General features: G+C 69.6%; 16 protein-coding genes. 8 read left to right on the top strand and 8 right to left on the bottom strand.

Annotated features, from left to right (window positions below; translation table 11 throughout):
• Window positions 1-74 precede the first annotated feature (74 nt).
• A complete protein-coding gene (locus V5O40_RS15770) occupies window positions 75-944 on the bottom strand; it encodes a hypothetical protein (protein WP_332906137.1) in 870 nt (289 codons plus the stop codon).
• A 701-nt stretch (window positions 945-1,645) separates the two neighbouring features.
• Here V5O40_RS15770 and V5O40_RS15765 point away from each other — a divergent pair.
• Both V5O40_RS15765 and V5O40_RS15760 read left to right on the top strand, forming a co-directional pair.
• The gene (locus V5O40_RS15765) at window positions 1,646-2,497 is read left to right on the top strand and encodes a hypothetical protein (protein ID WP_332906136.1); all 852 of its coding nucleotides are present in this window, start codon (window positions 1,646-1,648) and stop codon (window positions 2,495-2,497) included.
• A complete protein-coding gene (locus tag V5O40_RS15760) occupies window positions 2,481-3,410 on the top strand; it encodes a TRM11 family SAM-dependent methyltransferase (RefSeq protein WP_332906135.1) in 930 nt (309 codons plus the stop codon). The genes V5O40_RS15765 and V5O40_RS15760 overlap by 17 nt, the downstream gene beginning before the upstream one ends.
• 195 nt (window positions 3,411-3,605) lie before the next feature.
• On the opposite strand, the gene V5O40_RS15755 is transcribed toward V5O40_RS15760, so the two are convergent.
• Both V5O40_RS15755 and V5O40_RS15750 read right to left on the bottom strand, forming a co-directional pair.
• Window positions 3,606-4,976, bottom strand: a complete 1,371-nt coding sequence (locus tag V5O40_RS15755; protein WP_332906134.1) for a caspase, EACC1-associated type — start codon at window positions 4,974-4,976, stop codon at window positions 3,606-3,608.
• A complete protein-coding gene (locus V5O40_RS15750; protein ID WP_332906133.1) occupies window positions 4,973-5,341 on the bottom strand; it encodes a hypothetical protein in 369 nt (122 codons plus the stop codon). Before V5O40_RS15750 ends, V5O40_RS15755 begins: the two co-directional genes overlap by 4 nt.
• A 121-nt stretch (window positions 5,342-5,462) precedes the next feature.
• Here V5O40_RS15750 and V5O40_RS15745 point away from each other — a divergent pair, with 121 nt between their 5' ends.
• Together V5O40_RS15745 and V5O40_RS15740 are read left to right on the top strand one after the other, a co-directional pair.
• The gene (locus V5O40_RS15745) at window positions 5,463-5,735 is read left to right on the top strand and encodes a DNA-binding protein (RefSeq protein ID WP_332906132.1); all 273 of its coding nucleotides are present in this window, start codon (window positions 5,463-5,465) and stop codon (window positions 5,733-5,735) included.
• Window positions 5,736-5,826: 91 nt separating this feature from the next.
• Window positions 5,827-7,293, top strand: coding sequence for a tyrosine-type recombinase/integrase (locus tag V5O40_RS15740; RefSeq protein WP_332906141.1), 1,467 nt, complete (start codon window positions 5,827-5,829; stop codon window positions 7,291-7,293).
• A gap of 143 nt (window positions 7,294-7,436) precedes the next feature.
• Here V5O40_RS15740 and V5O40_RS15735 read toward each other — a convergent pair whose 3' ends face one another.
• Entirely contained in the window at window positions 7,437-8,156 is a 720-nt protein-coding gene (locus V5O40_RS15735) for a class F sortase (RefSeq protein ID WP_332906131.1), read from the bottom strand.
• Complete coding sequence (locus tag V5O40_RS15730) at window positions 8,156-9,397, bottom strand: hypothetical protein (RefSeq protein ID WP_332906130.1); 1,242 nt, start codon at window positions 9,395-9,397, stop codon at window positions 8,156-8,158. Before V5O40_RS15730 ends, V5O40_RS15735 begins: the two co-directional genes overlap by 1 nt.
• A 385-nt stretch (window positions 9,398-9,782) precedes the next feature.
• Between V5O40_RS15730 and V5O40_RS15725 the strand changes: the two genes are divergently transcribed.
• Both V5O40_RS15725 and V5O40_RS15720 read left to right on the top strand, forming a co-directional pair.
• Complete coding sequence (locus V5O40_RS15725) at window positions 9,783-10,013, top strand: hypothetical protein (protein ID WP_332906129.1); 231 nt, start codon at window positions 9,783-9,785, stop codon at window positions 10,011-10,013.
• A gap of 224 nt (window positions 10,014-10,237) precedes the next feature.
• The gene (locus tag V5O40_RS15720; RefSeq protein WP_332906128.1) at window positions 10,238-10,831 is read left to right on the top strand and encodes a class IV adenylate cyclase; all 594 of its coding nucleotides are present in this window, start codon (window positions 10,238-10,240) and stop codon (window positions 10,829-10,831) included.
• On the opposite strand, the gene V5O40_RS15715 is transcribed toward V5O40_RS15720, so the two are convergent.
• From V5O40_RS15715 to V5O40_RS15705, 3 genes are read right to left on the bottom strand one after another with little or no spacing between them, the layout of a single operon-like run.
• Window positions 10,828-11,631 carry an exodeoxyribonuclease III gene (locus tag V5O40_RS15715; RefSeq protein ID WP_332906127.1) on the bottom strand — a complete coding sequence of 268 codons (804 nt, stop codon included), beginning with the start codon at window positions 11,629-11,631 and terminating at the stop codon, window positions 10,828-10,830. The genes V5O40_RS15720 and V5O40_RS15715 overlap by 4 nt on opposite strands.
• A 13-nt stretch (window positions 11,632-11,644) precedes the next feature.
• Window positions 11,645-12,250 (bottom strand): dTMP kinase, encoded by a 606-nt coding sequence (gene tmk, locus V5O40_RS15710; protein WP_332906126.1) that lies wholly within the window; start codon window positions 12,248-12,250, stop codon window positions 11,645-11,647.
• Window positions 12,251-12,256: 6 nt separating this feature from the next.
• Window positions 12,257-13,360, bottom strand: a complete 1,104-nt coding sequence (locus V5O40_RS15705) for a radical SAM protein (RefSeq protein ID WP_332906125.1) — start codon at window positions 13,358-13,360, stop codon at window positions 12,257-12,259.
• Between the two features lie 727 nt (window positions 13,361-14,087).
• Between V5O40_RS15705 and V5O40_RS15700 the strand changes: the two genes are divergently transcribed.
• A complete protein-coding gene (locus V5O40_RS15700; RefSeq protein ID WP_332906124.1) occupies window positions 14,088-14,378 on the top strand; it encodes a hypothetical protein in 291 nt (96 codons plus the stop codon).
• The gene (locus V5O40_RS15695) at window positions 14,375-15,829 is read left to right on the top strand and encodes an APC family permease (RefSeq protein WP_332906123.1); all 1,455 of its coding nucleotides are present in this window, start codon (window positions 14,375-14,377) and stop codon (window positions 15,827-15,829) included. The genes V5O40_RS15700 and V5O40_RS15695 overlap by 4 nt, the downstream gene beginning before the upstream one ends.
• The last annotated feature ends 128 nt before the right edge of the window (window positions 15,830-15,957 follow it).

Raw genomic sequence — 15,957 nt, 5'->3', positions numbered from 1 at the left:
GGCGCTCCCCCGGGGGGGGCCCCCCCGCCCCCCCGCCCCCCCCACACTCGTCAGATCACGGCAGCATCGACGCCTCAGGTGGCTCCCACCACGGGGCGAGTGCCGGCCCTGCCGGCACGGATACGGCTGCGACGCCGGGCCTGCGCCGCCGTGCGCGCGACGGCAGCGGCCGACGCGACCCCCGTGAGGCTGCCCTCCACCACGGCCCGCGACAACCGGTCATCGGCGCGCGCCAACCGCATCCGCAGCGCATCCACCGTGATACCGAGCCGGGCCGCGATCGGTTCCGGTGCCCGCCGGCCCAACCGCACCTCGATCCAGGGCTGCACGTCCGCCTCGTCGATGATCCGCAGGATGGCGGCGCGCCGCACCAGCAGGTCCGGGTGACCGTAGGGAACCGTCGGCGTCCGTGACCCGGGCACCACATGCTCGATGTCCTCGACCGGCACCACCTGGTCGTCGGCCAGCCGCACCTGCCGCCCGGCCCGGAACGCCGCCATGGTCAGCGACGCGTACACCGCCGGCCCGGTCAGGTCGCAGTGATCACGCAATGCCTCCAGGAAACCGGTCAGCACCTCGTTGTCGATGTCGGCGGTATCGCCCCGGTAGCCGGCGGACAACTGCCCGGCGATACGCACGAGCGCGGGCATCGCCATCCCGACCGCGGCGATCGTCCATTCCTTGCCCCGTAACCGGGCCCGCAGCACCAGCTCCCGCCACACCGCATCACGACCCGCGTACCCGCCGGGATGGGTCAGCAGCCAGTCCCGCAGCACCGGCAACGGCACGACACCGCACGGCAAACCCAGGTCCTGGCCGATCTCACGCGCCAGCCGGTCACAGTCAAGAGCCAACGGCGCCGGCCCGCGCGTCAGCGCCACGAACGCCGCGTCTGCGGCCAGTAGATGAGAGGCCGGCCAGTGCGGGGCGTCGGAAACGACCATGTCAAAACTCCCAGAGGACAGAGGGGGACACGACAGCGGTGATGCCGCCGACGGACATCGGCGGATCCCGTGCGAGCAGTACGCCACCGGTGTCTGACCCGGGCATGACAGCCACGCCCCGCGCCTGTCACCGACCACCGCTCACCCGGGATCTGACACCAGCCCTCCCTGCCGGTCGGCAACACCGGCCCTCTGCCCCGAGCAGCTCCTCGACCTGCGCTGTCAGCCCGACGACCGCAGGGGAATCGCCAGCGACCATGTGCTCATCCCGACACCGCAGCCGGTCTGACGAACCCGCCGGACTGTCAGAACCTGAATGTCTGACACCACGTCGCTGACAGAATTCGCCCACTCATCCAGGGCTTGTGTCCGGCAGGGATGTCAGAGGTGTCCGCTGATGACAGGGACATGCCACTGGTCGCGGCGTCGGTGGAGGACTCCGCGGACGGGGATCGGTGCCGGACACGCCCCTGTCGACGGTGACCGTGATGTCCGACGCCGAGGTCCACGTCGCACCCGCCGAGGTCAAACCGGACAGTGGCCAGCCGGACACCGCCGCCACCGCGACACGGTCACCGTCGGCGTCCCTGTGCTGCCAGGCCGGTTGACCTCCCTGTCAGATCGGCAGGTGTTCGCTGGGGCTGACAGACACCGATTGGTAGACGTCAGCGCATCACGGCGCGGCGCGGAGCCGACACCACATGAGCGAGCACTCCACGCCACAACCCGCCCACCCGGGCGGCACTGCCCACGTCCCTGCCATGGACCTGATCACCGGCGACCCACCGGTGCCGATCACCGTCTGGCGCACCGCCCGCAGCAGCAACGACCACCATGGCATTTCCCGCCGGCTGGCCTACCGGCTCGTGGCCGCCTACAGCCGACCCGACGACGCGGTCGTCGACCTCACCGATGCACACCTGCTGAGCACAGCCTGCCGGCGCGGCAGGCGCCGGCACCACCCTGCCTGGTTCACCGGCGACCCGGCGCTGGTCATCGGCCCCGCCACCCCGGCTCACCCGGACACCTCCAACGACCCGGACACCGACGGCCCGGATGACGCGCCAGCGTGGTTCGGCGACGACCTCACCGACGGTGACCCGGCGCCCGCCGACAACCCACCCCACACACTCGGCGGTGGTGACGATCTTCAAGGGCGCACCAGCCTCGTCGTGGCCACCTGGCCGCTCGATGACAGCAGCGACACCGCCAACCGCGTGCGCCTCGCTTGGCTGCTCGCCGCCTGCACCCGGCTGCTGCGCCCCGGCGGATGCCTCGTCCTCGTCGTCGCTGTCCCCGCCGGGACGGTCGCGACACCCGAGGACTTCACCCCCGTCGTCGACGCCGCCGCCAGCGCCGGACTCGGATACCTGCAACACATCGTCGCGATCACCGCCGACACCGACGGCGACCGATTCACCTACCACGCCACCGACGAGGAACTACTGTCCCTGGCCCGAGCCACCGGCGCCGAGCAGCTCGTCCTCCACGTGAAGGTCCACGCCGACCTGCTCGTCTTCACCACCCCACCCGGCGGTGATCGGCATGCCTGATCCCACACCGCAGCAGCCTGCCGGGACACCAGACGGCACCGACACGACTGCGGCCTGGCCGCAGGACCTGTCGGTGTGGGCGACCGCTCAGTCGACCGGCCCCGTTCAACGGCGCGGCCGATACGTGCCCCAGTCGGTCAAACACCCCGCCCGGATGCTGCCGGCGATCGCCGCCCACGCCGTGCGCTCCTACACCCAGCCCGGTGACCTGGTCCTCGACCCGATGTGCGGCATCGGCACCACCATCGTGGAAGCCATCCACGCCAGCAGAGACGCCATCGGCGTCGAATACGAATCCCGCTGGTCCGACATCGCCGACCTCAACATCACCCACGCCCACCGACACGGCGCCACCGGACGCGGCTCCGTCATCCGCGGCGACGCCACCCGCCTCACGGCCCTGCTCCCCGCCGCCCTGCAAGGCCAGGTGTCCCTGGTCGTGACCTCACCACCGTACGGACCAACCGTGCACGGCCTCGTCCGACCCGGCACCGACGGAGTCACCAAGTCCGACAACCGCTACGGCGACGACAAAGGCAACCTCGCCTACCGCAACTCCCTACCCGCCCTGGTCGACGGGTTCACCGACATCCTGCGCGGCTGCCACACCCTCCTACGCCCCGGCGGAATCGTCGTGGTCACCGCCCGCCCATGGCGCAAACGAGGCGAACTGGTCGACCTACCCTCAGCAGTCCTGGCAGCCGGCACCGCCGCCGGCTTCACACCCCTCGAACGATGCGTCGCCCTGCTCGCCGCCGTCCGCGGCGGACGACTGATCGCCCGGCCATCGTTCTTCCAACTCCAACAGGTCCGCAAAGCCCGCTCGTCCGGAGTACCCATGCACCTCATCGCCCACGAGGACGTCCTCGTCCTCGGCAAACGCACACCGGAGCCGAGAACCGAACTGATGTGACCACATCACCCAGGGTCATGATGGCGACGTGGCGGGGCAGAGCCCTCTTCGCATCGCCGCCGCCCAGGACAATGGAATGGGAAGAGATGGAGCCGGCCGACGCATCCCAGCATTCGCCGCTGAGGTGCATGGTCGCCATAACCATGCCGTGGACCATCCGGCCGCATTGCTCGGGCCCGATGGGATGACAGCCTCTTATCGATGGCGGGTGACGTAAAGCACCCGGCCGGCCGCGACGACGGCAACACCAGAAAGTAGGTTCGCCGTAATAGCCGTCCCGGCACTTTGATCGTCCCAACTGTCTGTGACCGTTATGGCCACCACGAGCACTTCAACAAGCGCCGCCACGAAGCCCAGGACCCAGAGCAGGCCACGACCGAGCGCCGCCCTAGCAGGCTTCTTGGTCAGTGGTATCCGCACGCCACCCTGCGGGCCGTCGATGGCCGCCTCAATCGCCTCCCGGATCTGCTGCATCTCATCGTTCACGGCTCTGGCGAAAGAGATCGAAGCACCGTCGTCCATCGGCGGCCGTCCGGCGTTCGGCCCAAATTGGCTGATCGGCATCGGCTGAACGCCCTTCTGGATCACCTGCAGGTAACCGTAGTTGAAGGTCGTTGCCGGCTTGAACGCCACTCCGGCCAGTTGGCTGACGTGCAATCGCCGTTCACCCTTGAGTACATGGCCGATTCCGTCCTTGCCGATGACGACCCACTGGCCATCAAACGCCGCATAGCCGAGAACGCCTCGTGCCTGAAGCACCGGAGCGGAGGCTTCGACCGGCAGCTCCGCATGCGCGACGGCCACAGGGAGGATGGTCGTTTCGGCCACGACCATCGATCCTTCGCCCATCCCGAGCTTGCGTGGACGTTGTGGCGACGGCCCGCTGACCACGTGGTGGTAGACGTACTCGTACAACTCATCAACCGTGATCCTGCTATCGCGATTCAGATCCGCAGCACCGGTCCCGATGCCGGCCACCACAGCCTCAGTAAAGTAAGACGGTCGCACCACCGCCGAGTCTATGTCCTCGAAGCTGATTTCCCGCTCGCCGGAGCTGGTCAGTACCGCAACGCCGCTTCCCTCCGGTAAACCCCGGACGAGCACTTCAACATCGGCCTCGGTACTGGATCGCGCCTGCATTCCCTCAATGAAACCGCCACTGAAGCAACAATCAACGAGCACAACCGTAGACTTCGAACGGCTCTCGTAGATCCGGTCACGTACCCATTCTGCCGCCACGGCAGTCGCACTCAGATACTGCTTCTCAGTATCGGAAAAAGCGAAGTAAAGCTTTCCCTGCCTATCGGGCAGACCATGTGACGAGAAGTAAATAATATTCATTGCATCATCGATGCGGGCCTGCAGAAGAAATGCCTCCACAGCCCGCTGCGCGGCACGCGCGTCGCAGTCGATCTCTGCCGATACCTGGCTGTACCCAACTTCCTGCAAGACCCGGCCCAACTCCTCGACATCACGACGGGGCGACCGGAGTTGCGCCAGGGAGGAGTCGGTGAAGGTGCCGCAGCCGATCAGCAACGCTCGGCGTCGCCGCACCGCTTCTGTCACGATGCGCTGTCCACCCGACGCAGATATGCGGTTACGAGCTTGTCGCGCTGTTCCTTGGACACGCGTCCCTGGAACCGGCTGCCGTCGATCTCAATCACCACGTCGTCCGGTTGGCGACTTAGCCACGACGCGATGACAACCATCAAACTCTCCAGCGCCGTGGGTGCCAGCGTGACGGCCAGCACACCGATGGCGACCAAGACATCGGACTTGGCGCCAGCCGGAGCCTTGCCAGCCGTCACCGGTTCAGCACCGTCGACGTCAGCGCCAAGAATCTCTCGTCGCAACTCAGTGGCCAGCGCCGCCACGCCGGCGACGTCCAGACCGGGGCATGCCACCGAGAGAGACATTGTCAACTGAGCCATCAAGATCCTCAATTTGGTCAACCGGCAAGAGCGTGGGGCAACCGCGACAGTAGCGACTCAGGTCGGCAAACGCCTCAGCCACTCGTAGGAAGCCGAGTCCGAACGTAGAAAGACAAACGCCATGGATAGCACGAACCGCGCACCCTTCCAGAACACCCCAGCATCCCCGCCCGTCTGGACGATCGAGCGCATCCGCGCACTCGGCGCGGTCACTGATGTCGCCACCACCGGCGAGATCTTCGGCCTGTCCCGTAGCAGCGCCTACGAGTTGGCGCGCGAGGACCGGCTGCCGGTGCCCGTGTTGCGGGTCGGCTCCCGCTACCGGGTCGCCGTCGCGGCGATCCTGGCCGCTCTCGGCGTACCCAGCGAACCCCCGACCCCACCCGGAACTTGATCGCGTCGCCGTGTCGAGCGTCGATCACCACCCGACGGACACCCACAATCCGATGCCCGCCTACCGGCGGGCGTCGGCGAGGAGAGAACTCGTGGCAGACGGATCCATCACCAAGCTGTGTAGCTGCCGCACAGACGGCAAACGTCTCGGCGCCCGTTGCCCCAAGCTGCGCCGGGGCAACGGGTGGAATCCCCACCACGGCACGTGGCGCTACCAGCTTGAACTTCCCCTCGACGCTGCCGGTAGGCGGCGGCAACTGCGCCGCGGCGGCTTCGACACCCGAGACAAGGCCGCCGACGAACGCGACCACGCCCGCGCGCTGCTCGACCTTGCTGGCCGCGATGAGATTCGACGCCGGCAGATCGCGGACCTGCTGCAAACGGTCACGCCCCAGCATCCGCTGCCCGAGCGCGATCTCGTGGCACGCCGCATCCGCGCCGACGTGCCCACCGGCACACGGCTCACTGTCGGTGAGTACCTCGCCGAGTGGATCAAGGGGCGGACGAAGCTGCAACCGGCGACCCGGCGCAGCTACCAGGACCACATCACCGCGTACTGGGCACCCCATCTGGGGCAGGTCGCTCTGCAGGACCTCACCGCCGCGCACATCGAATCGGTGTTCACCGCGATCGAGTCCCGCAACGCCGAGATCGCCGCCGCCAAGGCCAGCCCCGTGAAGGAGGTCCGGGACACGGTCAAGGGGAAACGGACGGTCGGTGCCGCCAGCCAGCAGCGCATCCTCGCGACACTGCGCAAAGCTCTCAACGATGCGCGCCGTCTCTACCATCACCGCCTGATCGACCGTAATCCGGCCGAGTCCGTCGAACTGCGGTCCGGCAAGTCACCGAGGCCTCGGTTGTGGACCGACGCGGCGGTCAACCGGTGGCGTCACACCGGGCAGCGACCCAGCCCGGTGATGGTCTGGACACCCGCCCAGGTGGGCGCGTTCCTCGACATCGCCGAAGCCGAAGAACCCGAGCTGTATCCCCTGTTCGACCTGGCCATCCACCGCGGCCCGCGTCGAGGCGAGCTGTGCGGTCTGCACGACTACGACGTCGATCTGGCAGCCGCCGCGATCACCATCACCAGCCAGCGCACCAGCGTCGGCTACCAGGTGATCGAGAAGGGGGTGAAGTCGGCGGCCGGGGACCGGGTCGTCGACCTCAGCGACGACACCGTGACAACCCTGCGCACCTACCTGATGCGCCGTGCGGGGTGGAAGCTTGCTGCCGGCGACGCCTGGGCCGACACCGACATCTTCTTCGTCCGGCGCCGTGACGGCCAGCCCTGGCACCCGGAGACGGTCGCCGGCCGCTTCGATCGGCTCGTCGCCCGAAGCGGCCTGCCCCCGGTCCGGTTCCACGACATGCGGCACATCGCCGCGACCCTGATGCTCGCGGCCGGGGCCAGCATCAAGGAAATCCAGGACACCCTCGGCCACTCCTCGTACACGATGACCGCCGATATCTATACCTCCGTCCTCGCGGAGTTGAAGAGGACTACCGCCCAGGCGACGACCAAGCTCGTGCCACGCCGCAACCGTCCGAAGGCGGCGTAGCGCCTACCGACGGCACATTACTGACCTCGACGCGGTACGGGCCCCATGCAGGTCCGACGGCCAGGTAAGGGCCGGGGTAGCACGTCTGGGTGTTCCCGTGCCGATGGCGAGAGTGCTCCGGCTGGTGGGAGGAGCACGTGTGGTCAGTCCGGTTGGCCGACGACGATGCGGTTGGCCTCGAAACCGAGTGGCCCGCCTATCCAGCGGCCAGCGCAGGTGACCAGCACGATCCGGTGCGGCCCGTGTTGTCCGAACAGGTCCGGGGCGCGGCGGGGCAGGTCGTTCTTCGCCACGGTGTGCACCTCGGTGATCCGGTAGCGGCGCAGGCGTCCGTGCCGGTCGGTGACCTCGATGGGGCCGCCGTGCTCGGCCTGCCACAGTTCGGCGAACGGTCCGACTTCGCCCTGCCAGTTGACATGCCCGGCGAGGACTGCCGCTCCGCTTGCGGCGGGCAGGTCCGATCCCCACCAGGTCACCTCGGTGACCCCGTCGGGTACGGGCAGCGTGCCGTCGGCTCGGATGTCCCGGCGGACGAGGCGGGCCGTGCTGCCTCGCGGCAGCCGGACGGATCCTGCCGCCAGCAGGGTCGGCTGGGACGGTGCGGTGACGGCCGTGCCGGCGGTAGCCACGGCCGTCGGTTCCGGGCCGGCGGCTGCGGTGGGTGTCACGGACCTGGTCGGTCCCGCTGTCGGGTCGACGGGGCTCGGTGTCGGTGCGCTCGTCGCTGTCTGCTGTTGGGACAGTCCGGTGGTGGGCGGTGGCGGCGTTTCGGGCGCCGAGACCATCAGGGCGGCGGCGGTGACCATGCCGGCCACCGCCGCCGTGAGCAATCCGCCACGGCGGGTCGTGGACCGCGCGCCCATCAGGGACGTCGACGCGGCTTGCCCGGCACCGCCCGGTGGCGGCGTCGTAGCCGCAGCAGGGCGAGTAGGGAGAGCACGGTCGCGGTTGCCGCGAGGGGCGAGGTTGGGCTGCTCGCCACCGGCCTTTCGACGAAGGTGGCGGCTGTGGCTTCGGCTGGCTGGTCGCCGGCGGGTATCTGCGTGGGGACCTTTGGCTGCGGCCAGGGCGGGCAACCTTTGGGAAGTTTGAGTTGCAGCAGTTTGGCCACGCGTAGCCGGCCCTCGGGCGGCGCCCAGAGCAGCCGGACGTCGAGGAGGTCGGCGGTGGCCTGGTCGAAGTTGGCGTTGCGCTGCCGGGTCTTCGTCATCGCACTGAGGAAGGCGTCCAGATCCGGGTTCCCGGGTGTCGCGGGGCCCAGGTCGGCGGGGTAGATCGACCGGAAGTTGGCTAGGGGCTTCCCGCCGGGGAACACGTTGCCCCGATTCGCCGTCAGGCTCTGCCGGCCCTTCGCGTCCCGGGTGTTCATCAGGGCCATCAGCAGGGTGTTGGTGCGTCGGGTCAGCTCGGTGCCGCCGGTGGCCAGCTTCGGTTGCTCGAGTAGCACCTGCCCGTAGTAGCCGGCGTGGAGCGTCGTGGCGATGTACTCCTCCATCCCACCGACCGCAGGATCCTGATGCAGGGTCTCGTGCGCCATCGTCACGCCCAGCAGGCTGAAGTTCTCGAAGCGGTACCGTTCGTTGAACAGGATCTCCGGTTCGCCCTGGGCGTTAGGTGAGACCTGCGCGACCGTCGTCGGGGGCAGCGCCGTGAAGATGACCCGGGCGTAGAGGCCGGAGCGGATCGTGTCGACGCTGACCTCGGACGGCCCACCGACCAGCGACGCCAACGCCGCCCGCAGGTTCGGGTCCGGAATGATCTTCTTGATCTTCCGGTCGTCGAAGACCGCCAGACCTCGTGCCACGACCCCTGGATGCCGCTTCGCCCTCGGCAGCAGCGCCTTGGCCAACTGCACGCGTAACTGCGCCTCGGTGATCCGTCGCGGTGGCGCCGGCACCATCGGCGGCGCCTGCGCATAGGTCTCCGGCGCAAACAGGTTCACGTTCGTCGGCGGGAACGGCGGTTGGGCCAGCACCCGCTCGGCAGGACAGGGCTTGCCGCCGCCCCGCGGCTTACCGTCAGCGGCCGACACCGGTGCAGGTACGCCGGCCGCTGTCACCAGGGCGATCCCGGCGGTGATGAACATCCTCGTGGCTCGGCGCATGATCGAGTCACTCCTCTACGCGTGGGACGCATCGTCGCCGGACCGCGGGACGGTCCGGCGAGCCCTGCTCGGCATCCCGAGCGAAGGCAGTCGCAAGAAGTCAAGCAACGACAGTGGCCCCAAAAATGCACAAAGGCCCGCTTATAACCCGAAAAGGCGAACAGCCGTACACATGTCGAGTGAGAGCTGCCTCGCCGAGGCAAGAGCTCGCATCGATGGCGTGGCCTCCCCTGCCGGGCGGAGACCGTCAAAGCGGGGACGTTCACGTCTGCCGCCTGCCCACCTGCGGCGACTGGCTACCGACCGGGAACCACGCTGCGGCCCTGCTGCAGCTCGGTTCCGTCTTGTCGGTCATGAAGCGGTGGGCCGCCGCTAGGTTGTGACCGTGGTGGCGGTGATCGTGGTGGAGAAGTTCGGCGCGGACGGCTTCCTGGAGCGTTCGTGGGATCTGCCGCCCGGTGTCGTAGAGCCACTGCGGGCGCTCGTCACCGTGACGCGTGACGGTGGGATCGTGGACGTGTGGCCGGTGACGTCGGAGGTCGCCGTCATCGTGCAGCCCTGGATCGGCGAGCCGATCGATGTCACCTCAGGTGTCTGGTTCGTCAGCTCCGCCTAGGCGGGCGCGTAGGACGGCCAGCGCCGACCGAGGCAGTCAGATGACGGCGGCGATGACGAGGCAGGTTCGGAAGCGGGATGCCCGTGTGGTGTTGGGGATGGCCAGGGCACGCCGTTGCGTGAGCCGGCTACAGCAACTCGCCTCCGCTGACTGCTCGTCGCTGCCTGTTGTGCCAGGGCGTGGCTCCGTTCTGCTGCCGCGGTCGGACCGTAGGCTGCCACGACGTGACGACCTTCGACGCGCCCGTGGCGGCGGACTCGACCGTGATGGCCGTTTGCGAGGTGGAGGTCAAGTACCGGGTCGTTGACCTTCCCGCTCTGGAGATGGCTCTGGCCGCGCGTGGGGTGGTGCTGTCGGCGCCGGTTGTTCAGGATGATCAGGCTTATGCGCGGGTTGGGTGGGAGTACGGGCATTCCAAGATTGGTGTGCCGTTCGCGCGTCTGCGTACGCAGCGGGGGCGGCACCTGTTGACGGTGAAGACTCCGGTGGCCAACGAGCAGTCGTGTGTGGAGCACGAGACGGAGGTGGCCGACCGGGATCAGATGCACGCGGCGATCCAGCAGTTGGGTTTCTACCCGACGGTGCGCATCCGCAAGACCCGCCGCACCGCCGCGGTCGGCCGGATGTCGTTGTGCCTGGATGAGGTGGACGGCATCGGCTCGTTCCTGGAAATCGAGCGCATCGTCGCGGCCGGTGAGGCCGGCGAGGAGGTCCAGGCGGACCTGCACCGGTTCGCGGTCGCCTTGGAGGTGCCGTTGGAGCGGACCAGCGACACCTACGACTCGTTGATCCGCGCGGCGCAGACGGCCAGGGTTTAGAACAGCGTGGCCGGCGCAACCTCCGGCGACACCGTCGCCATGCTGGTGGTGTCGGTGGGCAGGTCCAGGTCGACGGTGACCGCGGCGTGGTCGGTGAGACCCTGCTCGCGCGGCTCCTGCAGGTAGCCGCCGCCTCGAATCGTGTCGCGTAGCGCGGCGCCGATGTGCAGGTAGTCGAAGCGGTATCCGTTGCCGGCCCGCCCGAACCAGCTGTGCTGTTGAACGCCGGGGGTCAGGTGGGCGTGCGCGTCGCTGAGTCCGGCGGCGGTGAGCGCGTCGAACAGGGCGTACTCGAACGGCCGCCACACTCCGGGGTAGGGCGGCTGGTGGTCGCGGGGGATGACGTTGTAGTCCCCGCCGAGCACCAGATGGGCCCGCTCGTCGGCCGTCATCCGGTCGAGGGTGTCGGTGAGGGAGGCCAGGAACGCCCGTTTACGTTCGACCTTGGCGGGGGCGCGGTCGCTGGAGGGCACGTAGACGCCGAGGACCGTGACCGCCGGATCGGTGTCGATGGTGGCGGCGACGGCCCGTCCGGGGACGCTGAGTCCGGCGGTGAGATCCGGGCGGGCGGTGACCAGAATACGGCTGATCATCGCCGCGCCCCGGTCGCCGGGCAGGGGTGGGTGGTGCACGTGGCAGCCGGCGCGACGGAACTGGTCGAGCAGGTAGGCGCTGCCGTCGCCGGCGCTGGTTTCGGTCAGCAGCAGGATCTGCTCGGGCCGGTCGGCGAGCCACCGCAGCAGCGCGTCGGCGCGCCGGCGGGAGGTGGCCTGGATGTTCAGCGTCAGGATCGACAACACAGGGGCGAGCCTGTCAGGCCGCGCGGCGGTGGGCGAGGAGCGGGTCCAGCGTGTCGAGGATCGCGGAGGCGACCTGGTCCGGGTTCCGGCCCCGGCAGTCGATGGTGGTTTGGTGCCACGACTGGCGGCGGAGGAACTGGAACGCCTGGTCGTAGAGCTGCAGCTCCCGTTCGGGCATGGCGGTGGCCTCCAGGCGGGTCAGGTGCCGGCGGGCGGTGAGGCGGGCGCCGATGGTGTGCGGGTCGTCGACCAGGTAGAAGCAGACGGCGGGTTGCAGCACGTACCGGTTGTAGCTCCAGATCTCCCGCAGGTCGACCGCGTCGACGCGCTGCAGGACCAGGGAGGACTGCACATACCGGTCGCTGATGACGATGTGGCCGGCGTCGAGCGCGGGGATGATCTCGTCCTCGACGTGCAGGGTGCGGTCGGCCGCGATCGCGAGGGCGAGGGCCCGGCCGTGGATGACATCCTCGGCCTGGCGCAGCAGCTCACCGAGTCGGGTCCGGGTGGGCTCGGATGTCAGATGCACGAGGTGGCCGCGGTGGCGCAGCCGTTCGGTCAGCAGGCCCGCGATGGTGGTTTTCCCGACGCCGTTGGGTCCCTCGATCACGATGAACATGACCGGTCACCGCCGAACGGTAGGGGTCGGCAGCAGCGGGAACCGGACCGCGTCGGGTGGGCACTGCTCGGCGTCCGGCGCGCCGATGCGCTGCCCAGCGGCGACCACCGCCGCGGGGCAGCCCTTGCCGCAGGAGCTGGTCAACGCGCACGCGCCGCAGGTCGCATCGGCGCCGACCTGGTAGCGGTCGTGGAACCGGTACGCCTCGAGGACGTCGGCGATCTCGCCGTCGAAGATGTTGCCGACGAGGAACTCGCGGTCGCTGTGCCGTGACTGCGGTGTCCGGGCGGCGAAGACCAGATAGGGACACACGGCGGTGTCACCGTTGGCGAACACGTAGATCAGGGTGCCGGCGTCGCAGCCGGACAACGGCCGCTCGTCGTTGGGGAACCGGATCGGCACCAGCTCGACCCGATCGGCCAGCGGCGCGGTCGCTGCCGTGATCGCCCGCATCGTCTGCTCCGGTGCGGCGAGCCGGCCGTGGGACTTGATTCCTCGGCCGAAGCTCGACAGCGGGTTCATGAGCACGTACTGCGCGCCCAGGTCGGCGGCGAACGCGCACAGCTGCGTGAACTCTTCCGGGCGGGTCAGCACGTTGGGTGTCGACAGGATCCCGTGCAGCAGCCCGGCGTCGGCGAACCTGCGGGTCGTGTCGACGGTGACCGCGAAGGAGTCCCGGTTTCCCCGGAACCGGCCGTGCGAGGCAGGACGGAACCCGTCGAAGCTGACATTGACCCGCACGGTGCCCAACTCGGCGAGCGCGGCGATCTGCGCGTCGCTGGTCTGGGTCGCGTTCGTGCAGATCTTCACGGGCAGGTCCATCCGCGCCGCCGCGGCGCACATCTGCACCAGGTGCGGATGCGCGAACGGTTCCCCGCCGGTCATCGTCAGCCGGGTCACCCGGGCCCGCCGCAGCCTCGGCAGGACCACCTCGACCATGTCCTCGAGCGCGATGTCGACTCCGGTGTCGGTGGAGGAGACGAAGCAGTGCGCGCAGTGCAGGTTGCACCGCTCGGTGATCTGCACCAGCGCCTTGCGTTCACCGTCGGCGACGGAGGTGCGGAAGTAGCAGGAACTGGCGTGGGTGTCGACGACCAGACGTTTCCTCATGACCCCTCCCAGCGTCCGCGGGCCGCAGACGTGGCGCCGCCTGGCGTGCCCGTGTCGGACTTTTCGTTCAGGAGACGGGTCGTCTGCTCGTGTCGACCACCCTCGACACCGAAATCCGACACGCCGACGCCCGTCACGCCCGCGGCCCGACTCACCCCCGCACCCGCGACCCGGGTCGAAAGGCGGCCCGACCGGCGTGACAGGGATCAGCCGGACGCCGGCTGAGCGTCGTCGCGACCGCCCTCGGGGGCGGTGCGGATGTCGATTCTTTGCGTCGACAGTGGTCGACAGTGCACCGTCTGGCCATAACTGATCCCACGACATCGACCGCTGCGGCATCCGCACAACCCCGGTACGGCAGGTGACCCGACATCCCGTCGAGCCGGTCGCGGGGGTCGCAGCCAGGTGAGGCGAGCCGGACGCTCGCGTCACCCGCTCGTGGGAGGCACAGGTGCGAGTCCCGTCTGACCCGTCCGCCGACCGGACGAACCCGGCCGCGGCCGGGTTCCGGCGGGGTGGGACGCGGACTCGCCCAGTCCGGTGTCCGCGCCGGCACCCCGAGCGCCCCGGGTCTCACCCGACGGCGGCAACCGTCGGCCCACTCGTGAGACCCGGGGCAGCACCCGGCCCCCTGTCACACCGTCTCGACGACGAAGGAGCCTTCTCCGTGTCATGCGTTCGGACCCGTCACCGCCCGTCACGTCGATCGACAACCCGCACCCGGTTGGTGGCGACACGAGCCCCCACACCTGCCAGCCCTCCGGTCGAGGGCGGGTGGGGTTACGCGATCCGGCGGGTGTGGCGCAACGGCAGCCACGACCTGTTCGGGTCCACCACCGACCGGCACCAGGCCGACCGGGCCCTGGCCCGCGACCACCGCTTCTGGCGTAGCGGCCCGGTGCGGCCGGCAGCGGTGTACGTGGTGGCGACCCCGGCCTGCGCCGTGATCACCCATCCGGTCGACGGCTGCCGCAACTCGTCATGCCCCGACTCTTCGCAGCGGGGTGAGGTGCGGTGACGGCGGGCGTGCAGGTGGCGCTGGAACGCAAAACGGTGACGCCGTTCGGGTTGTGGGTCTTCGGATCGCAGGCGTCAGCGCCGCTGGTCGTGCTGATCGGCGGTATCCCGGCGATCTACGCGACCACCGGGATGAGCGCGCTGCCCCTGACCTACCTGCTGGTCGCCGCGGCAGTGGGGCTGCTGGCGGTCGGGTACACGGCGATGGCGCGTCAGGTCGGGCACCCGGCGGCCTACTACGGCATCCTCGCCCGCAGTCTCGGGCCCGGCTGGGGAGTGGCCGGCGGCATGGTCGCGCTGGTGGCCTACAACGCGATCCAGATCAGCCTCTACGGGCTGCTCGGCGCGACCCTCGCCGCCCAGGCCGGCGGGGCGTGGTGGGTGTGGGCGGGCATCGCCCTGACGGCGGTCGCGGTGTTCGGGCGGTGGCCGATCCACCGGTCGACCCGGGTCCTGACCGCCGTCCTGCTGGTGTCGCTGCTGATCGTCGCCCTGTTCGTCCTGGCCGGTGTCGGTCACGCCGCGGCCGACGGCCTGTCCTGGGAGGGCTTCGACGCCTCCGGGTTGACGGTCGGGGGCATCGGCGGGGCGGTGGCGTTCTGCGTGGCCTCACTGATGGGCATCGACGCCCCCGGCTCGTTCGTCGAAGAGGCCGTCGACCGGCGGGCGGTCAGCCGCGCCACCGTCGTCGGGGCACTCGTGCTCGGCGGCGTGTACGCCGCAGCGGCATGGGCGATGGGTGTGGCGGTCGGCCCGCACACCGTGGCCGACCGGGCCGCGACGGACGCCGATCTGCCGTTGACGATCCTGGCCTGGTTCGGAACCTGGCCGGTGGCCGTGGCCGGGGTGACGCTGCTGCTCGGCGTCGCCACCGCGACGCTCAGCTTCCACAACGTGATCGCCCGGTACGTGTTCGCCATGGCCCGCGAGGGGGTGCTGCCGGCCAGGCTCGCCGGAGCCGACAACGGCAGGCGGATCAGCGCGCCACGCGGCGGCTCACTGACCCAGACCGGCATCGCCGCGGCGGTGGTCGCCGGATTCGCCGCCGCCGGCGCCGACCCGCTCACGCAGATGTTCACCTGGCTGTCCACGCTGGGAGCGATGGGCCTGCTGAGCCTGCTGCTGGCCGCGTCACTGGCCACGCTGACCGCTCCCCGTCCTGGACGCGGTGAGCGGGCCAGCGTGTGGCAGTGGCGCCTCGCCCCCACGCTCGGTCTGATCGCCGGGACGGTGCTGCTGGGCCTGATGGTCCTCAACGCGGGCAGCCTCCTCGGCGCCGCACCCGGGTCCCTGGTCCCGCTGCTGCTGCCCCTGATCATCGCCGCCGCCGCGGTGACCGGTGGGCTGTGGGCCGAGCATCTGCGGCAGTTCCGGCCGCAGGTCTACGCCGGTATCGGCCGTGGCACGCCGGCGGCGAACGCGGTGCCCGACGCCATCACCATCTCGATCTGACGAGGACCGCGATGATGACACACGCGCAACGACCTGTCGGCCACGACGGTGGCCGCGTCGACCCGCTGCATCCCGGCTGGCACCCGCAGCACGACCAGGCGCCCGTCGACCCACAACTCCCAGACGGG

The organism is Micromonospora palythoicola (genome assembly GCF_036689795.1).
In the GTDB taxonomy this organism is placed as follows: domain Bacteria; phylum Actinomycetota; class Actinomycetes; order Mycobacteriales; family Micromonosporaceae; genus Micromonospora; species Micromonospora palythoicola.
Note: the sequence above shows the minus strand (reverse complement) of the source record. Positions and strands in the feature narration are given on the sequence as shown.

Coding starts and splice junctions, on each gene's coding strand:
- V5O40_RS15770 (WP_332906137.1), bottom strand. CDS start 944: ATGGTCGTTTCCGACGCCCCGCACTGGCCGGCCTCTCATCTACTGGCC.
- V5O40_RS15765 (WP_332906136.1), top strand. CDS start 1,646: ATGAGCGAGCACTCCACGCCACAACCCGCCCACCCGGGCGGCACTGCC.
- V5O40_RS15750 (WP_332906133.1), bottom strand. CDS start 5,341: ATGGCTCAGTTGACAATGTCTCTCTCGGTGGCATGCCCCGGTCTGGAC.
- V5O40_RS15745 (WP_332906132.1), top strand. CDS start 5,463: ATGGATAGCACGAACCGCGCACCCTTCCAGAACACCCCAGCATCCCCG.
- V5O40_RS15735 (WP_332906131.1), bottom strand. CDS start 8,156: ATGGGCGCGCGGTCCACGACCCGCCGTGGCGGATTGCTCACGGCGGCG.
- V5O40_RS15730 (WP_332906130.1), bottom strand. CDS start 9,397: ATGCGCCGAGCCACGAGGATGTTCATCACCGCCGGGATCGCCCTGGTG.
- tmk (WP_332906126.1), bottom strand. CDS start 12,250: ATGTTCATCGTGATCGAGGGACCCAACGGCGTCGGGAAAACCACCATC.
- V5O40_RS15705 (WP_332906125.1), bottom strand. CDS start 13,360: ATGAGGAAACGTCTGGTCGTCGACACCCACGCCAGTTCCTGCTACTTC.